Genomic DNA, 22,480 nt, shown 5'->3' with positions numbered 1-22,480 from the left:
CTCGAGGGCATGACGAGTGTTGAACAGGTGCGTTCGGCCCTCACCTCGCCCGAATCGCACGTGCGCATCGCCGGAGTGCCGTGGCCGCTCTACAAGCTGGTCGCCGTCGGTGCCGGACTTCTCGTGCTCGCCGTCGTCGGCGCTGTCACCGCCAGCGCCGCACCGGCGGTCCTGACTGCCGCCGGCGTGGCCACCGTGATCTGGATGGCCTTCGGCGCGCGTCGTCACCCGCGCGTCTGACGCTCCAGGATTCGCTTCAGCGTCGCCAGGTCGGCCGTGATGGCCGCCGCGTCCTTCAGGAAATCGTCGTCGGACATCTCCGCCCTGCGCCGAAGGGTGAACACGACCTCGCTCCACTGCTCGCCGGCCGGTACCACTCGCAGCGGATTGAACACCGGCTCCCCCGACGGCATCGTGACCACGTGGTCGAGCACCCCGAGGTCGTTGGCCGGGGTGAACTCGATGGTGATCTCCCCCATCGGTGACTGGGCCACCCAGGTGTCGCCGACCTTCGTCAGCGCGCCCTGGGACAGCCCGGCCGCCCATTCGGGGAGATGCGCCGGATCGGCGGCATAGCGGTAGACGTCGGCCGCCGATCGATTGATCCATGCGCTGATATGCCGGGATTCGCTTGAAGTGTCATCGCCCATCACCCCATCCTGCGCCACGATCTCCACTGGACAAACAGCTCCTGCGTCATGAGAATTTGCCAGTGCATACGGGGGCGCCGGGGACACTGCGACGGGTCGCGCTGGCGAGTTACGTCGGCTCGGCCATCGAGTTCTACGACTTCTTCATCTACGGCACGGCCGCAGCACTGGTGTTCCCCACCGTCTTCTTTCCCCACCTGGGCCACGTGATGGGGACGGTCGCCTCGTTGGGAACGTTTGCTTCGGCGTTCGTGTCCCGCCCGATCGGTGCGGTCGTATTCGGTCACTTCGGAGACCGCATCGGCCGCCAGCGAACCCTGGTCGTCACCCTGCTCCTGATGGGCGTCTCCACCGTCGGCGTGGGACTCATTCCGAGCACGGCCGCGATCGGTCTCGCGGCACCGCTACTGCTGACCTTGCTGCGGGTTCTGCAGGGGTTCGCTGTCGGTGGCGAGTGGGCCGGCTCGGCGCTGCTCAGCGCCGAGTACGCACCCCCGCGCCAGCGGGGCCGCTACGGGATGTTCACCCAGATGGGATTCGGCACGGCGCTGGTTCTGGCGAATCTGGTCTTCCTGATCGTCTACGTGACCTGGGGCCAGAGCAGCTCGGCGTTCATGGAATGGGCGTGGCGGCTTCCATTCCTGCTCAGCGCCGTGCTGATCGGCACGGCCCTGGTGGTGCGGATGAGCGTCAAGGAGACGCCGGTATTCGCCGAGGCGTCAGCCGCCACCCATAACGAGACGCCCGTCGCCGCCCTGGTCCGCGACCAGGGCCGCCAACTCCTGCTCGCGGCGGGCGCCATGGTCGGCGTTCTCGGACTGGTCTACGAGACCGGTACCTTCTTCACTCACTACGCCACCGCACACCTGGGTTTCTCGACGGACTTCGTGCTCCTCGTCGGCGTGATCGGGGGCGTCTGCACGGTGGCGTTCGTCGCCGCCTCGGCCATCCTGAGCGACACCTACGGCCGGCGGCTTCCGATGACGGTCGGCTACGCGCTGTCCGTGCCCTGGTCGCTGATCGTCTTCCCGCTGATCGAAACCCGCAACCACGTTCTCTTCGCCGTCGCCATCATCGTGACCTACGCGATCATCGGAATCGCGATGGGGCCGCTGGCGTCCTTCATCCCGGAGACCTTCGCCATCGCCTACCGCTATACCGGCGCGGGCCTGGCGCACAACATCGGCGGGATCATCGGCGGCGGTGTGCCCCCGGTGATCTCGGAGTACCTTCTCGACTCCTACGGCAGCTGGAGCATCGCGGCGATGCTGTCCGGTCTGGGACTGGTCAGCCTGGTGTGCGTGCGTCTGCTCAAGGAGACGGCCGACATCTGACCGTGCTCAGCCGCCCAGGCAGCCCGGCCCCAGCAGGGCCTTGAGGTCGCCCATCAGCGCTGAGGATGGCGTGACCCGCAGCGACTGGTCGAGTTCCAGCGTGGTGATCCGGTCGCCGCTGATCAGCCGCAGATGGACCTGCGAGGTGCCGGGGTGACGCGCCAGCACCTGCTTGAGCGCGGTGACCTTGTCGATGGTGCACTGCCGGGTGGGCAGGCTCACCGCCAGCGGCCGGTCGATCTGGGCCGTCGAAAAGTCCGGCACCACAAGCTCGTTGGCGATCAGCGAGATGCGGTCGTCCTGAATGCGGACCTTGGCGCCGACCAGGACCACCGCGTCGTCGGCGATCTCGGCACCGAACATCGAGTACGTCTGCGGGAAGAACATCACTTCGATACCACCGGTGAGGTCTTCCAACTGGGCTGACGCCCAAGGCATTCCGTTCTTGTTCACCCGCCTGTTCACCCCGGCGAGGATGCCGCCGACCCGCACCTGCGTGTCGTTGGGGATGTCGCCGTCGAGAATGGCCGGGATCTGGGTGTCGACCTGCATGGCCAACAGGTGGGCCACCCCGTTGAGCGGATGGCCGGATACGTACAAGCCGAGCATCTCCCGTTCGAGGGCGAGCTTGTGCTTGTCGTCCCACTCCTCGTCAGGCACCCGGATGGTGAACGCCGACTCGCCGGCTCCGCCGCCGCTGTCGTCACCTCCGCCGAACAGGTCGAACTGGCCAATCGCCTCGGCCTTCTTGGTGCCCAGCACCGAGTCGACGGCGTCGGTGTGCACCAGGAACAGACCCTTGCGTGGATGACCCAGCGAGTCGAAAGCCCCTGCCTTGATGAGGGATTCGGTGACCTTCTTGTTGCATGCCGCGATGTCGATCTTGCCCAGGTAGTCGGAGAAGTCGGTGTACTTGCCCTTGTCCGAGCGGGTGGCCACCAGCGAGCTGACGACATTGGCACCCACGTTGCGGATCGCCCCAAGGCCGAACCTGATGTCGTGGCCGACCGAGGCGAAGTTCTGCACCGATTCGTTGACATCGGGCGGCAGCACGGTGATGCCGAGCCGACGGCAGTCGGCCAGGTAGACGGCGGCCTTGTCCTTGTCGTCGCCTACCGAGGTGAGCAGCCCGGCCATGTATTCAGCCGGGAAGTTCGCCTTGAGGTACGCCGTCCAGTAGGACACCAGCCCGTAGCCGGCGGCGTGTGATTTGTTGAACGCGTAGCCGGCGAACGGCAGGATGGTGTCCCACAGCGCCTTGACCGCACGCTCGGAGAAACCGTTGGCGGTCATCCCCTCCTTGAAGCCCTGGTACTCGGCTTCCAGGACCTCAAGCTTCTTCTTGCCCATGGCTTTTCGCAGCGCGTCGGCTTTACCCATCGAGTAGCCGGCGACCTTCTGCGCGATGAACATGATCTGCTCTTGGTAGACGATCAGACCGTAGGTCTCCGAGAGGATCTCCTTGAGCGGCTCCTCGAGCTCCGGGTGGATCGGCTTGATCGCCTGCCGGTTGTTCTTGCGATCGGCGTAGTCGTTGTGGGCGTTCATGCCCATCGGGCCGGGCCGGTACAGCGCGAGCACGGCGACGATGTCGTTGAACTCGGTGGGCTGCATGCGCCGCAGCAGGTCGCGCATCGGGCCGCCGTCGAGCTGGAAGACGCCAAGGGTGTCACCGCGGCCCAGCAGTTCGTAGGCCTTGGGATCGTCGAGCGACAGGGCTTCCAGGTCGAGGTCGATACCGCGGTTTGCCTTGATGTTCTCGATGCAGTCGCCGATGATCGTCAGGTTCCGCAGGCCCAGGAAGTCCATCTTCAGCAGGCCGATGGCCTCGCACGACGGGTAGTCCCACCCGGTGATGACGGCGCCGTCCTGGGGTCGCTTCCACAGCGGGATGGCCTCGATGAGCGGCTCGGAACTCATGATGACCGCGCAGGCATGGACGCCGGCGTTGCGGACCAGGCCCTCCAGGCCACGGGCGGTCTCGTAGATCGTGCGGACGTCGGGGTCGGTGTCGATCAGGCCGCGGACTTCGGCGGCCTCCTTGTAGCGCTCGTGGTTGGGGTCGGTGATCCCCGACAGCGGGATGTCCTTGGCCATGATCGGCGGCGGCAACGCCTTGGTGATCCGGTCGGCGATCGCGAACCCGGGCTGGCCGTAGTGGACCCGTGCCGAATCCTTCAGTGCGGCCTTGGTTTTGATGGTGCCGAAGGTGATGACCTGGGCGACCCGGTCACTGCCCCACTTCTCGGCGGCGTAGCGCACCATTTCACCGCGGCGACGGTCGTCGAAGTCGATGTCGATATCGGGGGCGGACGGGCGTTCCGGGTTCAGAAAGCGCTCGAAGAGCAGCCCGTGCGGGATCGGGTCGATATTGGTGATACCCAGCGCGTAGGCCACCAGCGATCCGGCGGCCGATCCACGGCCCGGACCCACCCGGATGTCGATGGAGCGGGCGTAGTTGATCAGGTCGGCGACGATCAGGAAGTAGGCCGGGAAGCCCTTGCCGCAGATGACGTCGATTTCGAAGCTGGCCCGTTCGGTGTACTCCGGCGGCGGGCCGGCGGGAAAGCGTCGCCGCAGGCCGGCCTCGACCTCGTGGCGCAGCCAGGACCCCTGATCGTGGCCCTCGGGCACCGGGAAGACCGGCATGCGGTCGACCGGCGTCCACACGTCGGCATAGGACTGAACGCGTTCGGCGATCAGCAGCGTCGAGTCGCAGGCCTCGGGAACCTCGGCGTCCCACAGCGCGCGCATCTCGGCGGCCGACTTCAGGAAGTAGCCGTCACCGTCGAACTTGAACCGGTTGGGGTCCGACAGCGTCTTGCCGGTCTGGATGCACAGCAGTGCTTCGTGATTGTGTGACGCATCACGGGTGACGTAGTGGCAGTCGTTGGTGGCCAGAGCCGGGATGCCGAGCTTGCGGCCGACCTCCAGCAGGCCTTCGCGGACCCGGCGCTCGATCGACAGCCCGTGGTCCATCAGTTCCAGGAAGTAGTTCTCCGGGCCGAAGATCTCCCGCCACTTCGCCGCCGCCTCCAACGCCTCTTTCTCGTGGCCGAGCCGCAACCGGGTCTGCACCTCACCGGATGGGCAGCCGGTGGTGGCGATGATGCCCGAGGCGTTCTCGGCGATGATCTCGGCGTCCATCCGCGACCACTTGCCGAGCTGACCCTCGAATGAGGCCAAGGTCGACAGCTTGAACAGGTTGCGCAGGCCGGTGGCGTTCTCGGCGACCATCGTCATGTGGGTGTAGGAGCCGCTGCCGGAGACGTCGTCGCTCTTCTGGCCGGGATCGCCCCACAGGATGCGGCGGGTGTCGAATCGGGAACCGGGAGCGATGTAGGCCTCGACGCCGATGATCGGCTTGATGCCGACCTTGGTGGCGGCGTTGTAGAACTCGCTGGCCCCGAACATGTTTCCGTGGTCGGTCATGCCGATGGCGGACATCCCGAGGCGCTGCGCCTCGGCGAACATGGGCGTGATCTTCGCGGCACCGTCGAGCATCGAGTACTCGGTGTGGTTGTGCAGATGTACGAAGGAGTCGTTCGTGCCCATAGGCCCGTCAGTCTAGGGCCGCGGACCGACACGTTTCGGCGTGTCGTGAGTCGTGTCCCGTGGCGAGTTCGGCAGCCCCCGGATCAGGCCTCGTCACGCAGCATCCGGGCGATCTCCTGGGCCTGTTCGGCGGTCACCTCGCCGGACAACTGCAGCACCTGGCCGTCGATCGGCTCGGTGATCTTCGGTCCCCACACGACGATCCCGGACCGGACGAACGCGACCTGCTGATTGATGTGCGCAGCGGTGTAGCGGGCGAAATCCGCGGTGGACTCGGTGGTCATCGTGATCTGTACGAGCTGCTTGCCGGTCAGCGGATTCAGGAATGCGTCGACGTCGGTCAGCTGTATCCGCAGGTCTTCCGGGGCCAGATCGTAGACCGCGGTCTTGGTGATGTCGCAGGTGCGCAGCGGCTGGTCCGGTGGTGTCGGCGGCGGCGGCACGCAGTCCTCGGGTTTGATCACGAACGCACCGTTTACCGGTCGCAGCGCCAGCGGCTTGATGGTGAGCACCGGCTTGGTGGTGGTCGTCGTCGTGATCGGGGCGTCGGCCTGGTTCTTCATCGCAGGCGCCAGCAACACCCCCAGGACTGGAACCACGATCGCCACAGCCGCCAGAGCCGCGGTGATGGCGATCAGGATCCGCCGATTACGGCGACCGGTGTCAGTCATGTGTCGTGAAGCTACCCGAGCGCCGCAGCGCGTCTCCGCTGAACACCGCCAGCGCCACCCAGATGAGCGCGAAACCGACCCAGCGCGCCGTCGGCATCGGCTCGTGACCGACCACCACACCCCAGGTCATCTGCATCGCCGGGGTCAGATACATCAACAGCCCGAGCGTGACCAGCGGCAGCCGCTGAGCCGCGGCCGCGAAGAACAGCAGCGGGATCGCGGTCAACGGTCCCGACAGCATGGTCAGCACGACGTGTCCGGCACCGTGGTCGGTGAACTGGCCCCGGCCGGTCAGCTCGGTCACCGCGATGTAGACGATCGCGAACGGGGCGGCGATCGCCGCCTCGAGACCCACGCTGACCCGCGGGTCGACGGGCACCACCTTCTTCACCGCACCGTAGAGGCCGAAGGTCAGCGCCAGGCCGAGCGCGACCAGCGGCGGACCACCCACCTCGACGCTGAGCAGCACGACGGCGGCCAGCGCGATGACCACCGCCACCGCCTGGGCCCGAGTGAGGCGCTCGGCGAACATGACGACGCCGAGCAGGACGCTGACCAACGGGTTGATGAAGTAACCCAGTGCGGCATCGACGACATGGCCGTTGTTGACCGCATAGACGTAGATCACCCAGTTCCCCGACACCAGCGCCGAGGCGGCGATCAGCAGCAGCCAGGTACGCCGGTTGATCGCACGAATGTCCGACAGCCGACGCATCACCACCAGCACCGCGATCATCAGCACCAGGGTCCAGACGATGCGGTGTGACAGAACCTCAAATGCCCCAGCAGGTTTCAGCAACGGGAAGAACGCCGGGAACAGTCCCCACGAGGCGTAGGCACCGATGCCGAACAGCAGCCCGCTGCCCTGGGACTTCTTGTCGTTGCGCGCCGGCGAGGTCACGAGTCGGCGCGCAGCACATCCAGTGCGTGCTGCAGATCAGCCGGGTACGGGCTGGTGATCTCGATCCGCCTGCCGTCGGCCGGATGGGCAAAGGCCAGCGAGCGGGCGTGCAGCCACTGCCGTTCCAGTCCGAGCCGCTTGGCGAGCACCGGGTCGCCGCCGTAGGTCGGGTCGCCTACGCAGGGATGGTGCAGTGCGGCGAAATGGACCCGGATCTGATGGGTTCGGCCGGTCTCCAGATGAACATCGAGAAGGCTTGCCGCCCGGAACATTTCGACGGTGTCATAGTGGGTGATGCTGTGCCGGCCAGCCTCGGTGACCGCGAACTTCCAGTCGTGCCCGCGGTGCCGGCCGATCGGCGCGTCGATGGTGCCGCTGGACGGGTCCGGATGTCCTTGCACCACAGCGTGATAGCGCTTGTCGACCGTCCGCTCCTTGAACGCCCGCTTGAGCACGGTGTAGGCGTGTTCGGACAGCGCGACGACCATCACCCCGGATGTTCCGGCGTCGAGGCGTTGCACGATGCCCTGCCGCTCATGGATACCGGAGGTGCTGATCCGGAACCCCGCCGCGGCCAGGCCGCCGAGCACCGTCGGCCCGTGCCAGCCGACGGTGGCATGCGCGGCGACCCCGGGCGGCTTGTCGACCGCGACGATGTCGTCATCGGAGTACAGGATCGTCATGCCCTCGATCTCGACGGGAGTATTCTCCGGCGGCGCAGGCGCTTCGGGCAGCGTGATGCTCAACCAGGCACCCGCTTCGAGGCGGTCGGACTTGCCGGCCGCGACGCCGTCGAGCTCGACCCCGCCGTCCTCCGCGATGGCAGCGGCCGCGGTGCGGGACAGTCCGAGCAGCCGGGCGATACCGGCGTCGACGCGCATGCCGGCCAGACCCTCGGGTACCGGCATCGACCGTTCGGTCATCCGGGCGTCGGCTCGTCGTCGGGGCGGCTGGTGCGCCTGCCAGAGGTGTCGAAGTCGAAGCCGAACAGCGACAGCACGACCAGCAGGATGGCACCACCGACGACCGCGGGATCGGCGACGTTGAACACCGGCCACCAGCCGATGGACAGGAAGTCGACGACGTGGCCGCGCAGCGGTCCCGGCGAACGGAAGAAACGGTCCATCAGGTTGCCCAGCGCGCCACCGAGGATCATGCCCAGCCCGACGGCCCACCACGGCGACACCAGCCGGCGGCCCATCCAGAAGATGCCGACCACCACACCGGTGGCAACCAGCGTCAGCACCCAGGTGTAACCGGTCGCCATCGAGAACGCCGCGCCGGAGTTACGCACCAGCGTCCACGTCACGGTGTCGCCGATTATCGATACCGGCTGGCCAGGGGTGAGCAGCTTGACGGCGAGCACCTTGGTGATCACGTCGAGAGCCAGCACCACGCCCGCGACCGACAGCAGCAGCCGCAACCGGCGGCGCACCGGCGGCTGGCCGGGGTGGTCCTCGCCGGTCTCGGTCGCCGGCTCGGCGCCTCCCGTGGTTTCGTCGCTCACGCCCCCATCATTCCCTAGCCCGCTCAGCGGGCTGCCCCCCGGCCGATGCTGCGATGATGTCGGCATGCCCCGACTCGTCGTCGTGACCACCGGCGGGACGATCGCCACCAGCGCCGATGCCCACGGCGTGCTGCGCCCGGTGCACGGCGGTGCCGAACTGGCCGCGGGGCTGGACGCCGAGACCCTGGACGTCCTCAATGTCGACAGTTCGCGGCTGACCCCGCAGGACTGGCGTCGCATCAGCGCGGCGGTCACCGCGGCGGCCGAAGGCGGCGCCGACGGGATCGTCGTCACCCACGGCACCGACTCGATGGAGGAAACGGCACTGTGGCTGGCGCTGACCTATGACGGTTCGGTGCCGGTGGTGCTGACCGGCGCGGCCCGGTCCGCCGACGCTCTCGACGCCGACGGTCCCGGCAATCTGCGCGACGCGCTGGCAGTCGCGGCCAGCGCGCCGGCCCGCGGGCCCGGCGTGCTGATCAGCTTCGCCGGATCGGTGTTCGCCCCACTGGGCACCACGAAGGTGGGCGGTCCGGGATTGTTCGGCGGGTCCCTGCTGGGCACCGTTCACGACGGCACGGTCACCCTCGACGAGTCCGCGTCTCGGCCCTTCCTTGGCCCGGTCACCGACGTGGCGCGGGTGGACATCGTCGCGGCGTACCCGGGAGCCGACGGGGTGGCCGTCGACGCGTTCGTCGACGCCGGTGCGCGCGGCCTGGTGCTGGAGGCGATGGGTGCGGGCAACGCCGGAGTCCCGGTGGTCGACGCGGTGGGCCGGGCGTGCGCACGGGGCGTGGCCGTGGTGGTGACCACGAGGGTGCCGGCCGGGCGCGCCTATGCGGCCTACGGCCCCGGCCATGACCTGGTGAGCGCCGGTGCGCTGATGATGCCGCGGCTACGGGCCAGCCAGGCGCGGGTGCTGCTGATCGCGGCGCTGGGGGCAGGCCTATCCGTGAGTGAGGTCGTCGCCCGCTGGGGCTGAGCGGTTCAGGTCACTGACGAAGTCCGGCCAGTCGAGGCTGTCGACCGGGTTGGCCCGCGTCAGGTCGGCCTCATCGATACCGAACGTGCGCATCACCCCCGGCCCGCTGCTTCGGGATTCGAACCGGACGCTGACGACGCCGTGGCCGGCACCCTGCACCCAGCCGTGACCGAAGCCGGGGTGGGCGACGTCGTCGCCGACGCGCCAGCCGCCGGCGTCGGGCTCCGGCTCGGACACCGGCACATGGGTATCGGACAACTCGGCTTCCTGCTGCTCGAGATCCGGGAACAACGACTCCTGACGCACATCGGAGAGGCCCGAAAAGCCAACGCCCAGAAGGCGGATGGGGCCGATCTCGCGCGGGTCGAGCAACAGCCGCCGTGCGGTCGCGGTCAGTGTGCCCATATCGGCGGTCGCGTACGGCAGCGTGGCCGAGCGGGTCAGCGTGCTCATATCGGTCTTCTTCAGCTTCACGGTCACCGTGCGGGCGCCGCGGCCGTCACGTTCCAGGCGGGTGTGCGCGTGTTCGGCGATGGGCCCGGCGGCCTCGCGGAGTTGTTCGAGGGTGGTGAGGTCGACGGCGAAGGTGGACTCGGCGCTGATCTGCTTGGCCTCGGCGCGTTCGCTCACCGGGCGGTCGTCGATGCCGCGGGCCAGCCGGTGCAGCGCGGGTCCGATGGTGGCGCCCAGGATGCTGGCCGCCTCGGTGTCGCTGAGGGCGGCGAGCTGACCGACGGTCTCGATGCCGAGGCGATGCAGCTTGTCCTCGGCGACCGGTCCGATCCCCCACAGCCGCCGCACCGGGAGGCCGTCGAGAAGGGTCCGTTCCTCGTCGCGGCGGATCACCCGCAACCCGTCGGGCTTGGCCAATTCTGAGGCGATCTTGGCGATCTGCTTACCCGAACCGGCGCCGACCGATGCCACCAGCCCGGTCTCCTCGCGCACCCGCTGGCGCAGCCGGGTGCAGAACTGCTCGACGTCCGGTGCGCTGGCACCGACCAATTCGGCGGGCTCGCCGAAGGCCTCGTCGAACGACAACTGCTCGAGCACCGGCACCAGGGCGCGCACCGTCTCCAGCACCCGCCTGCTGGCCACGCCGTAGACGACGCCGCGCGGGGGCAGCACCACCGCACCCATCCCGACCATGCGGCGGGCCTGGTGCATCGGCATCGCGGAGCGGGCGCCGAAAACTCTGGCCTCGTAGCTTGCGCCGGCCACCACACCCCGGCCGCCGAGTCCGCCGACCAGCACCGGGCGACCGCGCAACGTGGGCCGGGTCAGCTGTTCGACGGATGCGAAGAATGCATCCATGTCGAAGTGCAGGACCCAGCGTTCCACGCCTTGATGCTATTGCCCGCCGGCCCCGGCTCAGGCCTTGGCGATCGCCACCCGCACGCCGTCGCCGATCTCGGTGCCGTCGACCGGCTCGGCGAACTCGAAGCTGGTGGCCAGGATCTCCCCGGCGATGAGGTCGCTGTGCGCGCGGGCCCACTCTTCGTGGTCAGCGGGCACCGAGATCACCACGCGAATACGGTCGCTGACCTCGAGGCCGGTCGACTTGCGCAGATCCTGCAGCTCCCGGATGCGGTCCTTGGCCCAGCCTTCGGCCTCCAGCTCCGGGGTGACGGTGCCGTCGAGCACCACCAGGCCCGCGCCGTTGGGCAGTGCCGCAGTCCATTCCGCATCGGCGGCGACCAGCTTCGAGCTGTACTCCTGCGCGGTGAGCACCACGTCACCCGCGGTCAGCGTCCCGTCGCTGTTGAGCACACCCTGGCCGGCCTTGACCGCCTTGATGGCGTCCTGCACCGCCTTGCCCAGTCGCGGGCCCGCGGCGCGGGCGTTGACGGCGAGCTCGAAGCGGCCGAAGGCGGCGATATCGTCGGTGAGCTCGACCGCCTTGACGTTGAGCTCATCGGCGATGAGATCGGCGAACGGCTCCAGACTCTTCGGATCGTCAACGGCGACAGTCAGTTTCGGCAACGGCAAGCGGACCCGCAGCTTCTTGGCCTTACGCAGCGAGGACCCCGTGGAGCACACCTCACGCACCTTGTCCATCGCGGCCACCAGATCCGGGTCGCGCGGCAGTACCCCGGCTTCGGGCCAGTCGGTCAGGTGAATCGAGCGCTCGCCGGTGATGCCCCGCCAGATCACCTCGGTGGCCATCGGCAGCAACGGCGCAGCCAGCCGCGCGGTCACCTCCAGCACGGTGTGCAAGGTGTCGATGGCGTCGGCGTCCTCCTCCCAGAACCGGGGCCGAGACCGCCGGACATACCAGTTGGTGAGCGCCTCGGTGAACTGACGCAACTGCTCACACGCACCGGAGATATCGCAGACGTCCATCGCCGCGGTCAGCTCGTCGCGCAACTCGGCCAGCTTGGCCAGGATGTAGCGATCCAGCACGTGAGGCGAATCCGTGCGCCAGGTGCCGACTTTCGGCGCGTAGAGCGCCAGGAAGCTGTAGGCGTTCCACAGCGGCAGCAACACCTGGCGGACACCTTCGCGGATGCCCTGCTCGGTGACGACCAGGTTGCCGCCGCGCAGGATCGGCGAGGCCATCAGGAACCAGCGCATCGCGTCCGAGCCGTCGCGGTCAAAGACCTCGTTGACGTCGGGATAGTTGCGCAGCGACTTGCTCATCTTCTGGCCGTCGTTACCGAGGACGATCCCGTGTGAGACACAGCTTTTGAACGCCGGGCGGTCGAACAGCGCGGTGGCCAGCACGTGCAGGGTGTAGAACCAGCCGCGGGTCTGGCCGATGTACTCGACGATGAAGTCGCCGGGATTGTGGGTACCGAACCAGTCCTCGTTCTCGAACGGGTAGTGCACCTGCGCATAGGGCATCGAACCGGAGTCGAACCAGACGTCGAAGACATCCTCGATGCGGCGCATGGTCGACCGGCCGCTCGGGTCGTCGGGATTGGGCCGGGTCAGCTCGTCGATATAGGGCCGGTGCAGGTTGTCCGGGCGAACACCGAAGTCGCGTTCCAACTCGTCGAGGCTGCCGTAGACATCGATCCGGGGGTAGGCCGGATCGTCGGAGACCCACACCGGAATCGGGGTGCCCCAGTAGCGGTTTCGCGAGATCGACCAGTCCCGGGCGCCGGAGAGCCACTTACCGAACTGGCCGTCCTTGACGTGTTCGGGATACCAGGTGATCTCCTGGTTGAGCTCCACCATCCGGTCGCGGAACTCGGTGACCTTGACGAACCACGACGACACGGCCCGGTAGATCAGCGGATTGCGGCATCGCCAGCAGTGCGGATAGGAGTGCTCGTAGGTCTCGTGCCGGATCAGCACCGGGGTATTGACCGCGGCACCCGCGGTGCTGTTCTTGAGATCCCGGATGATCTGCGGGTTGGCGTCGAACACGTGCTGACCCTGATAGTCCGGGACCGTCACGTCGAAGCGACCCTTGGAGTCCACCGGCGTGACGGGCACGATCCCCACAGTGTCCGTGGTGGCCTTGTCGTCCTCGCCGTAGGCCGGGGCCATGTGGACGATCCCGGTGCCGTCCTCGGTGGTGACGAAGTCGCCGCGCAGGACCTGAAAAGCGTTGGGCGAGTCCATGAAATACTGGAACGGCGGCAAATAGCGCAAACCCAGGAGCTGATCGCCCGGCACGGTCGCGATGACCTCGGGCTCCTCCCCCAGCTCCCGGGCATAGGCGGCCAGCCGGGCCTGCGCCAGCACGTAGCGCTGGCCGTCGACGCACACCACGACATAGGCGACATCCGGGTTGACCGCCACCGCCTGATTGGACGGCAGGGTCCACGGCGTCGTGGTCCAGATCAGCAGATGGGCGCCATCCAGATCGGACCCTGGCGCCGCCACCCGGAAACCGACCGTGATGGCCGGGTCCTGGCGGCTCTGGTAGACGTCGTCGTCCATCCGTAGCTCATGGCTGGACAGCGGGGTCTCGTCGTTCCAGCAATACGGCAGCACCCGCACGCCCTCGTAGGCCAGACCCTTGTCCCACAGCTGCTTGAACGCCCAGATGACCGACTCCATGAAGGACAGGTCGAGCGTCTTGTAGTCATTGTCGAAGTCCACCCAGCGCGCCTGGCGGGTGACGTAGTCGCGCCACTCGGCGGTGTACTTGAGCACCGACGCGCGGCAGGCGTCGTTGAACTTCTCGATACCCATCTCTTCGATCTGGGCCTTGTCGGTGATGCCGAGCTGACGCTGCACCTCGAGTTCGGCGGGCAGACCGTGGGTGTCCCAGCCGAACCGGCGCTCCACCTTGTACCCGCGCATCGTGCGGTACCGCGGCACGATGTCCTTGACGTAGCCGGTCAGCAGATGGCCGTAGTGCGGCAGTCCGTTGGCGAACGGCGGACCGTCATAGAAGACGTACTCCGGCGCATCGTCGCGGTTGGCGATGCTGGCGCGGAAGGTGTCGTCTGCGGCCCAGTAGGCCAGAACCTCGCGTTCGAGGGCTGGGAAGCTGGGCGAGCCACCGACCTTCGGGTAGCCGTTATCGGTCACGATTGCGCTCGTCTCCTGTGCCGGATCCTCAGGCACGGGGACGACGACGCGCAGGTGCGCGAGCGCCGCGGTACCACCCCGCTTACGCACGTCGCCGTGCGTCGCTCATTGCAGGCTGTGACGGGCCCACCCGTTCGGGTCTACTTGGCCCCCGACCTCGGATCGTCGGACCGTTCTTCCGAAGGCTCCCCGGTGATGGCCGGATCGGTGCCGTTGGACAGATTCTAGCGGCAGACCGGGGTGACCTCGGACGTCAGCCCGATCAACCCGAGCCGGAACTGGCCGGCCAGCTCCTCGATGGTGCACGCGTCCAGCCTGCGGCCGTCGTACCACCAGTCCATCGCCAGCACGCCGTCACGGCGGTACGCCAGCACGGCCAGCGCCGGGCCGTCGACGAGCTGCAACGGCCCCAGCGCCGGTTCCGGTGACAGACCCAGGAAGGAGAACATCACGTCGGCCGGACCGTGCGTTCCGTGCGGCGGGTCGGCCAGCGCCCGCCGGACGTCGGCGAGCAGGCCGTCGGCATCGAGGCCGCGTTCCAGCGCGCAGGTCAACCTGATCGGGGCGACCGTGGTCAGCCCACCGACCGTCACCACACCGACACCGATGGTCCGCGCGATGGCGCGGCCCAGCGCGGCCAGCAGGAATTCCTCGAACCCGACGGCGGCGACAGCCACCGCACCGTCGAGTTCCGCGGTCAGGTCATGGCTCAGTGGCACAGCCATGTGCACCATGTCTTCCGCTCGCGGAAGACCTGCAATTTCGTCATCGACTACCCGCACGTTGCTCGACGGGTTGGTCACGGGAGGAGCAACCATGCCCCCACCGTAGCGGCCGATTCCCAGAAATGGGAGACCATTCCCATAACTGTGACGGCAGTGTCAATAAATTGAATTCTTTGTCCCCGAAGGTTGCCAATACCCATTACCGGGAGTTCGGGTATCGTGATTGGGTGCCTCGGACCGACGAAAACGGCAGACAGCTCAAAACGCTTCTCGAGTACCTTCTCGACGGTGACGTGGAGGCCAAGGACATCTACGACGCACTCGGGATCTCCAGCTCCACGTATTACCGGCGGATCAAGGACGGCGACTACCCGAACGCCGAGGAGCTGCGTTTACTGGCAGGAAGATTCGGCTTGAGCTCGCCCGACCTGCAGATTCGGTTCGGCCTCATGAGCCGGGAAGAGGTATGGAATTACGTCGAATCCGTGCCATTTACGGTGACGACAATTAATTCGCCCAGGACTTTACGCATTGTGCGCAAACTCTCGGAATCGGAACCTCGACAGGATGCGCCTCCCCTGTAGTATTTGCTGAAGTTATTCGGGGGTAAAGGTTGTCGGCTATGGCTCTTGGTGTTCTCATCACCATCACCCTGGCGTGTATCGCGTGGAGCCTGTGGATCAGGCGGGTGACGTGGTCGTGCCGCTGGGAAGTCGCCGCGACCCTCAATATCGCGCTCCAGGGCGCCGCGGTCCTGTTGATGTCGCCGCTGGCGTCGGAGACCGTCGGGCAACTGCTGTACAACCTCACCGGCAAGTGGAACCTCGAGGACTACCTCGGGCACGACTGCTACATCGTGGCCGCCTCCGCGATCGTCTACAACGCCCTGGGCAGACTGCAGGAGGACCACACCCTGCAACTGACGTTCAAGCAGTACGTGGAGCGCCCGGCGACACTGTGCATACCGCTGCTGCTGGCCACGTTCTCCATCGGCAACGGCGCCAAGATCTACCGGCCGGACTTCTTCCAGGTGCCCACGGATTTCTGGCTCAGCGCCTACTGGCTGCTGCTCTGCGGCACCCTGATCTATCTGTTGGTCTACGGTTCGCGAGCGCTGCTGATCCTGCGCAAGGACCCCCGCTCGCGGCTGATCGCCAACGTCTATCTGCTGGCCTCGGGCGCCGGCGTCGTCGCCTGCTCGATCCGGATCATCACCGCCTACGTGACACCGTTCCAGTCGGTGGAGGGCGGGAAGATGGTCTGGTTCTTCGCCTGCCTGTGCGGGGCCGGCTTCGCGCTGGCCTCCGCGCATTCCTGGCGGATCAAGATGAAGTGGTTCTCCAAGACCTCGCATTGAGGGCGTGCCACGACAGTTGTGATCTAATCGCAGGAACGCTGGCCTCGGGCCGCGCTGCACTGTCGTCGAACGCAGGTACCGGTCAATGAAATTCGCCGTGGCGGTCCACGGGACGCGGGGGGATGTCGAACCCTGCGCCGCAGTCGGCCTCGAACTCGTCCGCCGCGGCCACGAGGTGCGGATGGCGGTACCACCCAACCTCGTTGACTTCGTCGAGGACGCCGGCCTGGGTCCGGCGCTGCCCTATGGCGTCGACTCGCAGAAGCAGATCGAAGCCGACGTCTTCACCGAGTGGTGGAAGCCCCGCAATCCGCTCGCCGTCGTCCGCCAGGCCCGCGAGTACATCAGCGACGGCTGGGCCGAGATGAACGAGACGCTGACCGCCATGTCCGAGGGCGCCGACCTGATCCTGACCGGCACCACCTATCAGGAAGTCGCGGCCAACGTCGCCGAGTACCGACACGTCCCGCTGGCCGCCCTGCACTACTTTCCGTGCCGACCCAACAGCCAGACCCTGTCGATCCCCAAACCGGTGCTCGGGCCGGCATGGGCGGTGGTCGAATGGGGCCACTGGCGCCTCTACAAGAGCGCCGAGGACGACCAGCGGCGCGCCCTGGGCCTGCCCAGGGCGACCACCCGCGGGGTGCGACGTGTCGTCGAGGGCGGCACGCTGGAGATCCAGGCCTACGACGACGTGTTCTTTCCCGGGCTGGAGCAGGAATGGGAGGGCAAGCGCCCGCTCATCGGCTCGTTGACGATGGCACTGTCCACCTCGGTCGACGATGCGGTCAGCTCCTGGATTGGGGCGGGCGCGCCGCCGATCTACTTCGGCTGGGGCAGCATGCCGGTCGGCTCCCCCGCCGAGGCCATCGCGCTGATCACCGACGTGTGCGCCGAGCTCGGTGAGCGTGCGCTGATCTGCACCGGTATCTGGGACGTCGCCGACATCCCCGACGCCGAGCACGTCAAGGTGGTGCGCTCGGTCAATCACTCAGCGGTGTTCCCGCTGTGCCGCGCCATCGTCCATCACGGCGGAGCGGGGACCACTGCGGCCAGCGTCCGCTCCGGGGTGCCCACCCTCATCCTGTGGGTCGGAGCCGATCAGCCGGTCTGGGCAAACCAAGTCACCCGGCTGAAGGTCGGAACGGCACGCCGGTTCACCGCCACCACCAGGGACACCCTGCTTGCTGACCTGAGGACAGTTCTCACACCGGAATACGCCGCACGGGCGCGCGCGGTGGCCGCCCGGATGACCGCACCCACGGCCAGCATCACCGCCGCCGCAGACCTGCTCGAAGCGGCGGCCCGCAAACACCCCGGCCGCTGATCGGCGAATCGGCCGCTACGCGCCGACAAGGTAAAGTCAGCAGCCATGTGGACGACCGTGCTGGTGCTCGCCATCGCGGTCAATTTCGAACCCACCCGCATCGGTCTGATCGCCCTGATGCTGACTCGCAAGCACCCGATCCGCCAGCTGCTGATCTTCCTGCTGAGCGGCGTCACCCTGAGCGCCAGCGTCGGCCTGCTCGTGCTGTTCGTGTTCCACCGTGGCCTGTTCGGACCCACCAACTTCGACGGCTCCAAGATCCAGATCGGCATCGGCGCGGCCGTGCTGCTGATCGCCGCCATCATCGGCAGCAACGTGCCGCTGGGCCGCTTCGCGCGAAACCCCTTGGCCCCGCCCGAATTGACCGCCGAGGACGGCTCGCCGGCCGACGAACCGGTGACCACCACGGGCCGGGTGGCCATCCGGGCCAAGAACATCATCCACGGCGAATCGCATTGGTTCTCCAGCTTCGCCGGCCTCGGCCTGGCCATGCCGGGTGTCGAGTACATGGCCCTGCTCGCGCTGATCATCGCCTCCAACGAACCGCCGGCGATTCAGGCGCTCGCGCTGTTCGCCTTCCTGATTCTGGCCAACGCCATCTCGTCGATTCCCCTCGTCAGCTATCTGATCGCACCGCAGAAAACGGCCGTTCGGGTGCAGGCGTTCAACGAGTGGATCCGGCGCCGCACCCGGCGGCAGGTCGCCGCCGTGCTCGGCTTGGTGGGCACCATCCTGTTCATCGCCGGGATCGCCAGCCTCTGAGCTACTCGATGCTGCCGGTCAGTTCGAACTCGGCCAGCGTCTGGGCCGCCAACGCCCGCAACCGCGGCTTGCTGTTCTCCGCGCCGATCTCGTACGCCTCTACCGAGATCACCACCTTGCCGTTGATCCGCCCGGACACCACGACGAGCTGACCGTGCGAGCGCTGGATCTCCCGCATCGTCACGTGCTGGTCCAGTGCCCGGATCAAGACGTACTCCGCATCGGTTCCGTCGAGTTGGGCGAGCTGGGGCGGCAGGTCCCCCAGGTTCGAACACGACACCGGGAGGTCGTCGGAGTAGGCGAACAGCAACTCCGCCACCCCCTTGACCGCGGGCTTGGGCAGCCACGGCATCAGCGGAAGTAGCTCCAGGGTTGGGTCCGGCTGTGCCTTGGCGGTCTCCCGGGCGGTCCGAACCATCGCACGGGCCTCGGAAAGATCGGTGGTCACCTGGGTTGGGTCGACGGTGGCATTGGCGAACGCCATGGCCAGGGCACGGTCGTCGTCGAGGTTCTCCCGCAGATTGATCGCGATCACCAGGGTGACCGCTCCGTCGGAGGTCCGGCGACGGCCCAGATGCTCGGCCATCTTCGCAGCGAACCCGGCCACCAGCGAATAACTGTTTCCGCCGAGGGCGTGCGCGCGGGCGTCCCACTCGTTGGCATCGACGAAGACCGCGACCGACGGCACCACCACCGTGCTGTCGAGATCGACCCCGGGCTCGGCGGCCGGCTGCAGCGCCCGGGACTTGGCCAGTTCTTTGCGCTGTGCGGCGACGAGTTTGGCGGCCTTGACCGCCGTGCGGGCAGTCAGAGGCAGATCACGCACCGCCTGACGCAGATCGGCGGCCAGCGCTGCGCGGGCCGGGCGTGCCTTCGGCGGCGGGTATCCGATGTCGCGGATGTTGCCGGTGACGGCTTCGAAGATCGCCAGCAGTGCGCCGACCCCGTCGCCGATGCAATGCGAGCCGAGCATCGATATCGCGGTCGAGCCGTCGGTCAATGGCTGTACCACCAGATACCACGCCGGACCGTGCTCGGGATCCATCGGCAGCTCGCCGAGTTCGTCGGCCCAGTCCATCAGCTCACTGCGCGGCCGCGGATGCTCGGCGAAGCGGATCGGTGCGGGCGGACCGACCGGATCGACCCAGCGAGGCCGGCCGAACGGAAGCGGGGACGGCTCGATCAGCCGGCTGCCCAGCGATGCGGTGAAGTTGTCGTGGAATCGCTTGAGCGCCTCGACGTCCACCGGATGTTCGTAGACCCAGATGCATTGCATCAGCTGGCTGCGGCCGGTGGCACGCATCAGCTCGAACGCGGTTTGGTCGAGGAACTCGAGCCGGTGCTCGGAGCTCTCCGCATCTGCTGCGCGGCGGGCGAAAAGCCGTCGTTTGGGCCGTATTTCAGTTGTCAACGATGAACCTCATTCGATCACACCGGTCAGCTCGAACTCGGCGAGTACCTGGGCGACAACCTCGCGCAGACGGTCCCGGGTGTTGTCCAGACCCGGCTGGTAAGCGACCACCGCGATGGTGATCTGTTCGCCGACACGTCCCGAGACCAGGGTGAGAATGCCGTGCCGGCGCTCGAGCGCTTCCCTGGTCGTGTACCTGTCGACGCCACGCAGATTGATGTATTCGGCCGGGGTGCCGTCGATGCGCAGCAGATCGGCGGTCAGATCCCCCATGTTGGAGCACGACACCGGCAGGTCCTCGGAGAACCCGAACGTCATGTCCACGGTCTTGGCGAAGGCGCGCTTGGGCAGAAACGGGATGAGCGGAAGCAGCGCCACCATCTCGTCGGGCACGTCGCGGGCAGTCTTGAGGCCCTGCCGGATCGCCGCGCGGGCACCGGCGAGATCCTTGGTCACCGGGATGGGGTCGAAGCTGACGTTGGCGATCGACACCACGTTGCCGCCGGTGTCGTCGGCATCCTGGCGTTCGTTGACCGGAATCATCAGGGTGACCACACCATCGGAGGCGCGCACCCGGCCCTGATGCTCGGCCAGCTTCGCGCAGAATCCGGCCAGCAGCGAATATGAGTTCCCGCCAAGGCTTTCCGCGCGGGCATCCCAATCCTTGCCGTCGATGTAGACGGCCACGTTCGGCACGTGTACCTGCTGAGCACCGCCGGAGACGACGGCGGGCCGGGACGGCTTGGGCCGCACCAGTTCATGCCGGCGTGCCAGCGCCACCTTCGCCGCGCGGCCCAGAGTTCGGGCGGTCTCGGGAAAGTCCCTGACGGTCTGGCGCAGGTCGGCGGCCACCGCCCGCCCCCTGGTGCGCGAACCCGCGGGCGGGTAGCCGAGGGTGCGGTCCTTGCCGTTGATCGTGTCGATGGCCCTGCCGATGAAGCCGCCACCGTCGGCCACGCAGTGCGTCACCACCACGCTGATCGCCGTCGAACCGTCGGTGAAACGCTGCACGCCCATCCGCCAGCCAGGACCGCGTTCGGGGTCGATGGGCAGTTGGAGGTGTTCGTTGACCCACTCGAACAGCTCGGCGCGCGGGCGCGTCGAGTCGTCCATGTCGATGTCGCACTGCGGGCCCGGTGCCGCTACCCAGCGATGCCGGCCGAACGGGACGGGCGAACGCTCGATGTGCCGCGCGACCAGACCCTGCCCGAACTCGGCGTGAAAGCGCCGCAGACCGTGCATGTCGACGGGATGTTCGTAGGTCCAGACGATCTGCATGACGGCTTCTTCGCCGGATCCGCGCAACGCCAGGAGCAACGCCTGGTCGGTGTAGGGCACCACATTGTCCGAAACCCCGGCCACTGGGATCAGACCGTCGCCTTGGGTATCCGCGGAGACGACAGCGATTCGGCGCGACCGTCGGCGACCCGCAGGTAGGTGCACTTCATCTGCTCGACGAACTCCGCGATCGACTCGCGGGCGATCGGGTTGTCTGGGTAGGCCACCGTGATGATGGTGCCGTTGGCGCGACGGTTGACCCACATGCCGACCTGATTGGCCGCCCCGAGGTCGGTGTACAGCCGGCCGTTGAGACCATGCCACTGCGACATGATCATCGGATTCAGCGGCGGCAGACCCACGTCGAGGTACGACAACATCGGCACGCCGGCGCCCGGCTTGCGAATCTGTGGCAGCGATTCGGCCAGCTCGAAAACCCGCTCGATGGGCACGTTGGCGATGGGCATTCCGGAGTCGAAGGACTCCTGAGCCGCCTTGGCCACCTCGGCGAAGGACCGCGCCGCAACCGGTACCGACAGCGGCACCAGCCCGGTGAACCAGCCCGTCGTGACGAACTCCTCGGGAGTGCTGCGGGTGGTGGTCGGAGTGATCACGAAATAGGTGTCATCACCGGTGAGCTCGCGATGCGCGATCGCCGCGCAGGCGAACACGCCGCCGATGAAGCGAACCCCGGCCGAGGTGCAGGCCGACTCGAACCGATCGGTCTCGTGATCGTCCATCAACTGGACGGTGAGCAGATCGCCCGTGCAGGGTTCCGTCGAATCACCAAGTGGCAGAGGGAAAGTCGGCAACGAGCCGCCCGCGTCCTCCAGGAACTCGATCCACTTGCGGACGTCGGGTGACTCCAGCGTCAACCCGGAGGTGAACTCGTGCTGACGCAGGCAGTAGTCGTGGTAGCTGCCGGCGTCGGGCAGCTTGATGGGCGCACCGCCACCAGCGAGCGCCTCGTAGTTCATGTGCAGCTCGACGAACAACGCCACCATGAACATGGCGTCGGCGTGCAGGTGGTCGATGCTGACGTAGAACGTGAAGTGGTCGGCACGCTGAATCACGCCGAAGCGGAAGCAATCCCACTGCAGCGGGCTGGGCGTACCCAGCACATGCTCGCGCCACTGCGACGCCGTCATCTCGCCCTGTTTGGTGGCCACGAACTGGATGTCGGCCGGGTTGCTCACGGTGTGCCGGACGACATTGTCGTCATCGTCGAAGTCGAACCAGCTGTGGTAGGTGTCGTGCCGGCGCAGGTAGGAGTTGATGACGTAGGTCATCGCGCGGATGTCGCACCGTCCGGGCATGTTCCAGGCAGGGATGAGCAGCCGGGCCATCTCCAGACCGTTCGCCGAATGCTGGCGATACGTGCGGATGTGCTGCTCCTGCTGATAGCTGGCAGGCACATCGCTGACCGGAGCCTCCTGAAGCTTCTTCAGGCACGCCGGTGACGGACTCCACGAAGTGACCGTCCCCGGCGCGTCGACCCAGTCATGGATTGCAGTGAGTGCAACCACTCTGTTGTT

Annotated in this window: 19 protein-coding genes; 7 read left to right on the top strand and 12 right to left on the bottom strand. The window is 67.2% G+C overall.

All coding sequences use genetic code 11. The annotated features are described in order from the left end of the window. Window positions 1–9: 9 nt before the first annotated feature. Entirely contained in the window at window positions 10–240 is a 231-nt protein-coding gene (locus OG976_RS26010) for a hypothetical protein (RefSeq protein WP_328355706.1), read from the top strand. On the opposite strand, the gene OG976_RS26005 is transcribed toward OG976_RS26010, so the two are convergent. Continuing rightward, window positions 225–650, bottom strand: a complete 426-nt coding sequence (locus OG976_RS26005) for an SRPBCC family protein (RefSeq protein WP_328355703.1) — start codon at window positions 648–650, stop codon at window positions 225–227. The two genes, OG976_RS26010 and OG976_RS26005, sit on opposite strands and share 16 nt — an antisense overlap. Window positions 651–706: 56 nt before the next feature. On the opposite strand from OG976_RS26005, the gene OG976_RS26000 reads away from it, so the two are divergent. Next, window positions 707–1,984 (top strand): MFS transporter, encoded by a 1,278-nt coding sequence (locus tag OG976_RS26000; RefSeq protein WP_442930395.1) that lies wholly within the window; start codon window positions 707–709, stop codon window positions 1,982–1,984. A gap of 6 nt (window positions 1,985–1,990) precedes the next feature. Here OG976_RS26000 and dnaE read toward each other — a convergent pair whose 3' ends face one another. The 5 genes from dnaE to lspA form a co-directional block, all read right to left on the bottom strand. Beyond that, window positions 1,991–5,539: a DNA polymerase III subunit alpha gene (gene dnaE / locus OG976_RS25995; protein ID WP_328355697.1), complete on the bottom strand. Its 3,549-nt coding sequence runs from the start codon at window positions 5,537–5,539 to the stop codon at window positions 1,991–1,993. A gap of 83 nt (window positions 5,540–5,622) precedes the next feature. Then, the gene (locus OG976_RS25990) at window positions 5,623–6,210 is read right to left on the bottom strand and encodes a SecDF P1 head subdomain-containing protein (protein ID WP_328355694.1); all 588 of its coding nucleotides are present in this window, start codon (window positions 6,208–6,210) and stop codon (window positions 5,623–5,625) included. Continuing rightward, entirely contained in the window at window positions 6,203–7,111 is a 909-nt protein-coding gene (gene rarD / locus OG976_RS25985; RefSeq protein WP_328355692.1) for an EamA family transporter RarD, read from the bottom strand. Before rarD ends, OG976_RS25990 begins: the two co-directional genes overlap by 8 nt. Next, window positions 7,108–8,034: an RluA family pseudouridine synthase gene (locus tag OG976_RS25980; protein WP_328355690.1), complete on the bottom strand. Its 927-nt coding sequence runs from the start codon at window positions 8,032–8,034 to the stop codon at window positions 7,108–7,110. Before OG976_RS25980 ends, rarD begins: the two co-directional genes overlap by 4 nt. After that, window positions 8,031–8,618: a signal peptidase II gene (lspA, locus tag OG976_RS25975; protein ID WP_328355688.1), complete on the bottom strand. Its 588-nt coding sequence runs from the start codon at window positions 8,616–8,618 to the stop codon at window positions 8,031–8,033. The genes OG976_RS25980 and lspA overlap by 4 nt, the downstream gene beginning before the upstream one ends. A 64-nt stretch (window positions 8,619–8,682) precedes the next feature. On the opposite strand from lspA, the gene OG976_RS25970 reads away from it, so the two are divergent. Continuing rightward, entirely contained in the window at window positions 8,683–9,600 is a 918-nt protein-coding gene (locus OG976_RS25970; protein ID WP_328355685.1) for an asparaginase, read from the top strand. Here OG976_RS25970 and OG976_RS25965 read toward each other — a convergent pair. The 3 genes from OG976_RS25965 to OG976_RS25955 all read right to left on the bottom strand — a co-directional run bounded on the left by OG976_RS25965 (window position 9,565) and on the right by OG976_RS25955 (window position 14,903). Beyond that, entirely contained in the window at window positions 9,565–10,911 is a 1,347-nt protein-coding gene (locus OG976_RS25965; protein ID WP_442930571.1) for a DNA polymerase IV, read from the bottom strand. The genes OG976_RS25970 and OG976_RS25965 overlap by 36 nt on opposite strands. Window positions 10,912–10,968: 57 nt before the next feature. Continuing rightward, entirely contained in the window at window positions 10,969–14,085 is a 3,117-nt protein-coding gene (gene ileS, locus OG976_RS25960; RefSeq protein WP_328364034.1) for an isoleucine--tRNA ligase, read from the bottom strand. Between the two features lie 224 nt (window positions 14,086–14,309). Further along, window positions 14,310–14,903, bottom strand: coding sequence for a hypothetical protein (locus OG976_RS25955; RefSeq protein ID WP_328355681.1), 594 nt, complete (start codon window positions 14,901–14,903; stop codon window positions 14,310–14,312). Window positions 14,904–15,037: 134 nt separating this feature from the next. Between OG976_RS25955 and OG976_RS25950 the strand changes: the two genes are divergently transcribed. The 4 genes from OG976_RS25950 to OG976_RS25935 all read left to right on the top strand — a co-directional run bounded on the left by OG976_RS25950 (window position 15,038) and on the right by OG976_RS25935 (window position 18,256). Continuing rightward, window positions 15,038–15,394, top strand: a complete 357-nt coding sequence (locus OG976_RS25950; RefSeq protein WP_328355678.1) for an XRE family transcriptional regulator — start codon at window positions 15,038–15,040, stop codon at window positions 15,392–15,394. A gap of 38 nt (window positions 15,395–15,432) precedes the next feature. Then, window positions 15,433–16,167 carry a hypothetical protein gene (locus tag OG976_RS25945; RefSeq protein WP_328355675.1) on the top strand — a complete coding sequence of 245 codons (735 nt, stop codon included), beginning with the start codon at window positions 15,433–15,435 and terminating at the stop codon, window positions 16,165–16,167. An 85-nt stretch (window positions 16,168–16,252) separates the two neighbouring features. After that, window positions 16,253–17,494 (top strand): glycosyltransferase, encoded by a 1,242-nt coding sequence (locus OG976_RS25940; RefSeq protein WP_328355672.1) that lies wholly within the window; start codon window positions 16,253–16,255, stop codon window positions 17,492–17,494. Window positions 17,495–17,539: 45 nt separating this feature from the next. After that, on the top strand, window positions 17,540–18,256 hold the full coding sequence (locus OG976_RS25935) for a GAP family protein (protein WP_328355669.1): 717 nt from the start codon (window positions 17,540–17,542) through the stop codon (window positions 18,254–18,256). Window position 18,257: 1 nt separating this feature from the next. Here OG976_RS25935 and OG976_RS25930 read toward each other — a convergent pair whose 3' ends face one another. The 3 genes from OG976_RS25930 to OG976_RS25920 are packed head-to-tail and all read right to left on the bottom strand — an operon-like array spanning window position 18,258 to window position 22,471. Then, on the bottom strand, window positions 18,258–19,667 hold the full coding sequence (locus OG976_RS25930) for a wax ester/triacylglycerol synthase domain-containing protein (protein ID WP_328355666.1): 1,410 nt from the start codon (window positions 19,665–19,667) through the stop codon (window positions 18,258–18,260). A gap of 9 nt (window positions 19,668–19,676) precedes the next feature. Continuing rightward, a complete protein-coding gene (locus tag OG976_RS25925; protein WP_328355663.1) occupies window positions 19,677–21,029 on the bottom strand; it encodes a hypothetical protein in 1,353 nt (450 codons plus the stop codon). A gap of 5 nt (window positions 21,030–21,034) precedes the next feature. Continuing rightward, complete coding sequence (locus OG976_RS25920) at window positions 21,035–22,471, bottom strand: condensation domain-containing protein (RefSeq protein WP_328355660.1); 1,437 nt, start codon at window positions 22,469–22,471, stop codon at window positions 21,035–21,037. Window positions 22,472–22,480 lie beyond the last annotated feature (9 nt).

Origin of the sequence: Mycobacterium sp. NBC_00419, from assembly GCF_036023875.1 — a bacterium.
Classification (GTDB): domain Bacteria; phylum Actinomycetota; class Actinomycetes; order Mycobacteriales; family Mycobacteriaceae; genus Mycobacterium.
Note: the sequence above shows the minus strand (reverse complement) of the source record. Positions and strands in the feature narration are given on the sequence as shown.

Excerpts from the sequence above, each read along its gene's own strand:
- OG976_RS25945 (WP_328355675.1), top strand. The coding sequence starts at position 15,433 with ATGGCTCTTGGTGTTCTCATCACCATCACCCTGGCGTGTATCGCGTGG.
- dnaE (WP_328355697.1), bottom strand. The coding sequence starts at position 5,539 with ATGGGCACGAACGACTCCTTCGTACATCTGCACAACCACACCGAGTAC.
- OG976_RS25965 (WP_442930571.1), bottom strand. The coding sequence starts at position 10,911 with ATGGATGCATTCTTCGCATCCGTCGAACAGCTGACCCGGCCCACGTTG.
- OG976_RS25990 (WP_328355694.1), bottom strand. The coding sequence starts at position 6,210 with ATGACTGACACCGGTCGCCGTAATCGGCGGATCCTGATCGCCATCACC.
- OG976_RS26005 (WP_328355703.1), bottom strand. The coding sequence starts at position 650 with ATGGGCGATGACACTTCAAGCGAATCCCGGCATATCAGCGCATGGATC.
- OG976_RS25940 (WP_328355672.1), top strand. The coding sequence starts at position 16,253 with ATGAAATTCGCCGTGGCGGTCCACGGGACGCGGGGGGATGTCGAACCC.
- OG976_RS25970 (WP_328355685.1), top strand. The coding sequence starts at position 8,683 with ATGCCCCGACTCGTCGTCGTGACCACCGGCGGGACGATCGCCACCAGC.
- OG976_RS26010 (WP_328355706.1), top strand. The coding sequence starts at position 10 with ATGACGAGTGTTGAACAGGTGCGTTCGGCCCTCACCTCGCCCGAATCG.
- OG976_RS25935 (WP_328355669.1), top strand. The coding sequence starts at position 17,540 with ATGTGGACGACCGTGCTGGTGCTCGCCATCGCGGTCAATTTCGAACCC.
- OG976_RS25980 (WP_328355690.1), bottom strand. The coding sequence starts at position 8,034 with ATGACCGAACGGTCGATGCCGGTACCCGAGGGTCTGGCCGGCATGCGC.
- OG976_RS25955 (WP_328355681.1), bottom strand. The coding sequence starts at position 14,903 with ATGGTTGCTCCTCCCGTGACCAACCCGTCGAGCAACGTGCGGGTAGTC.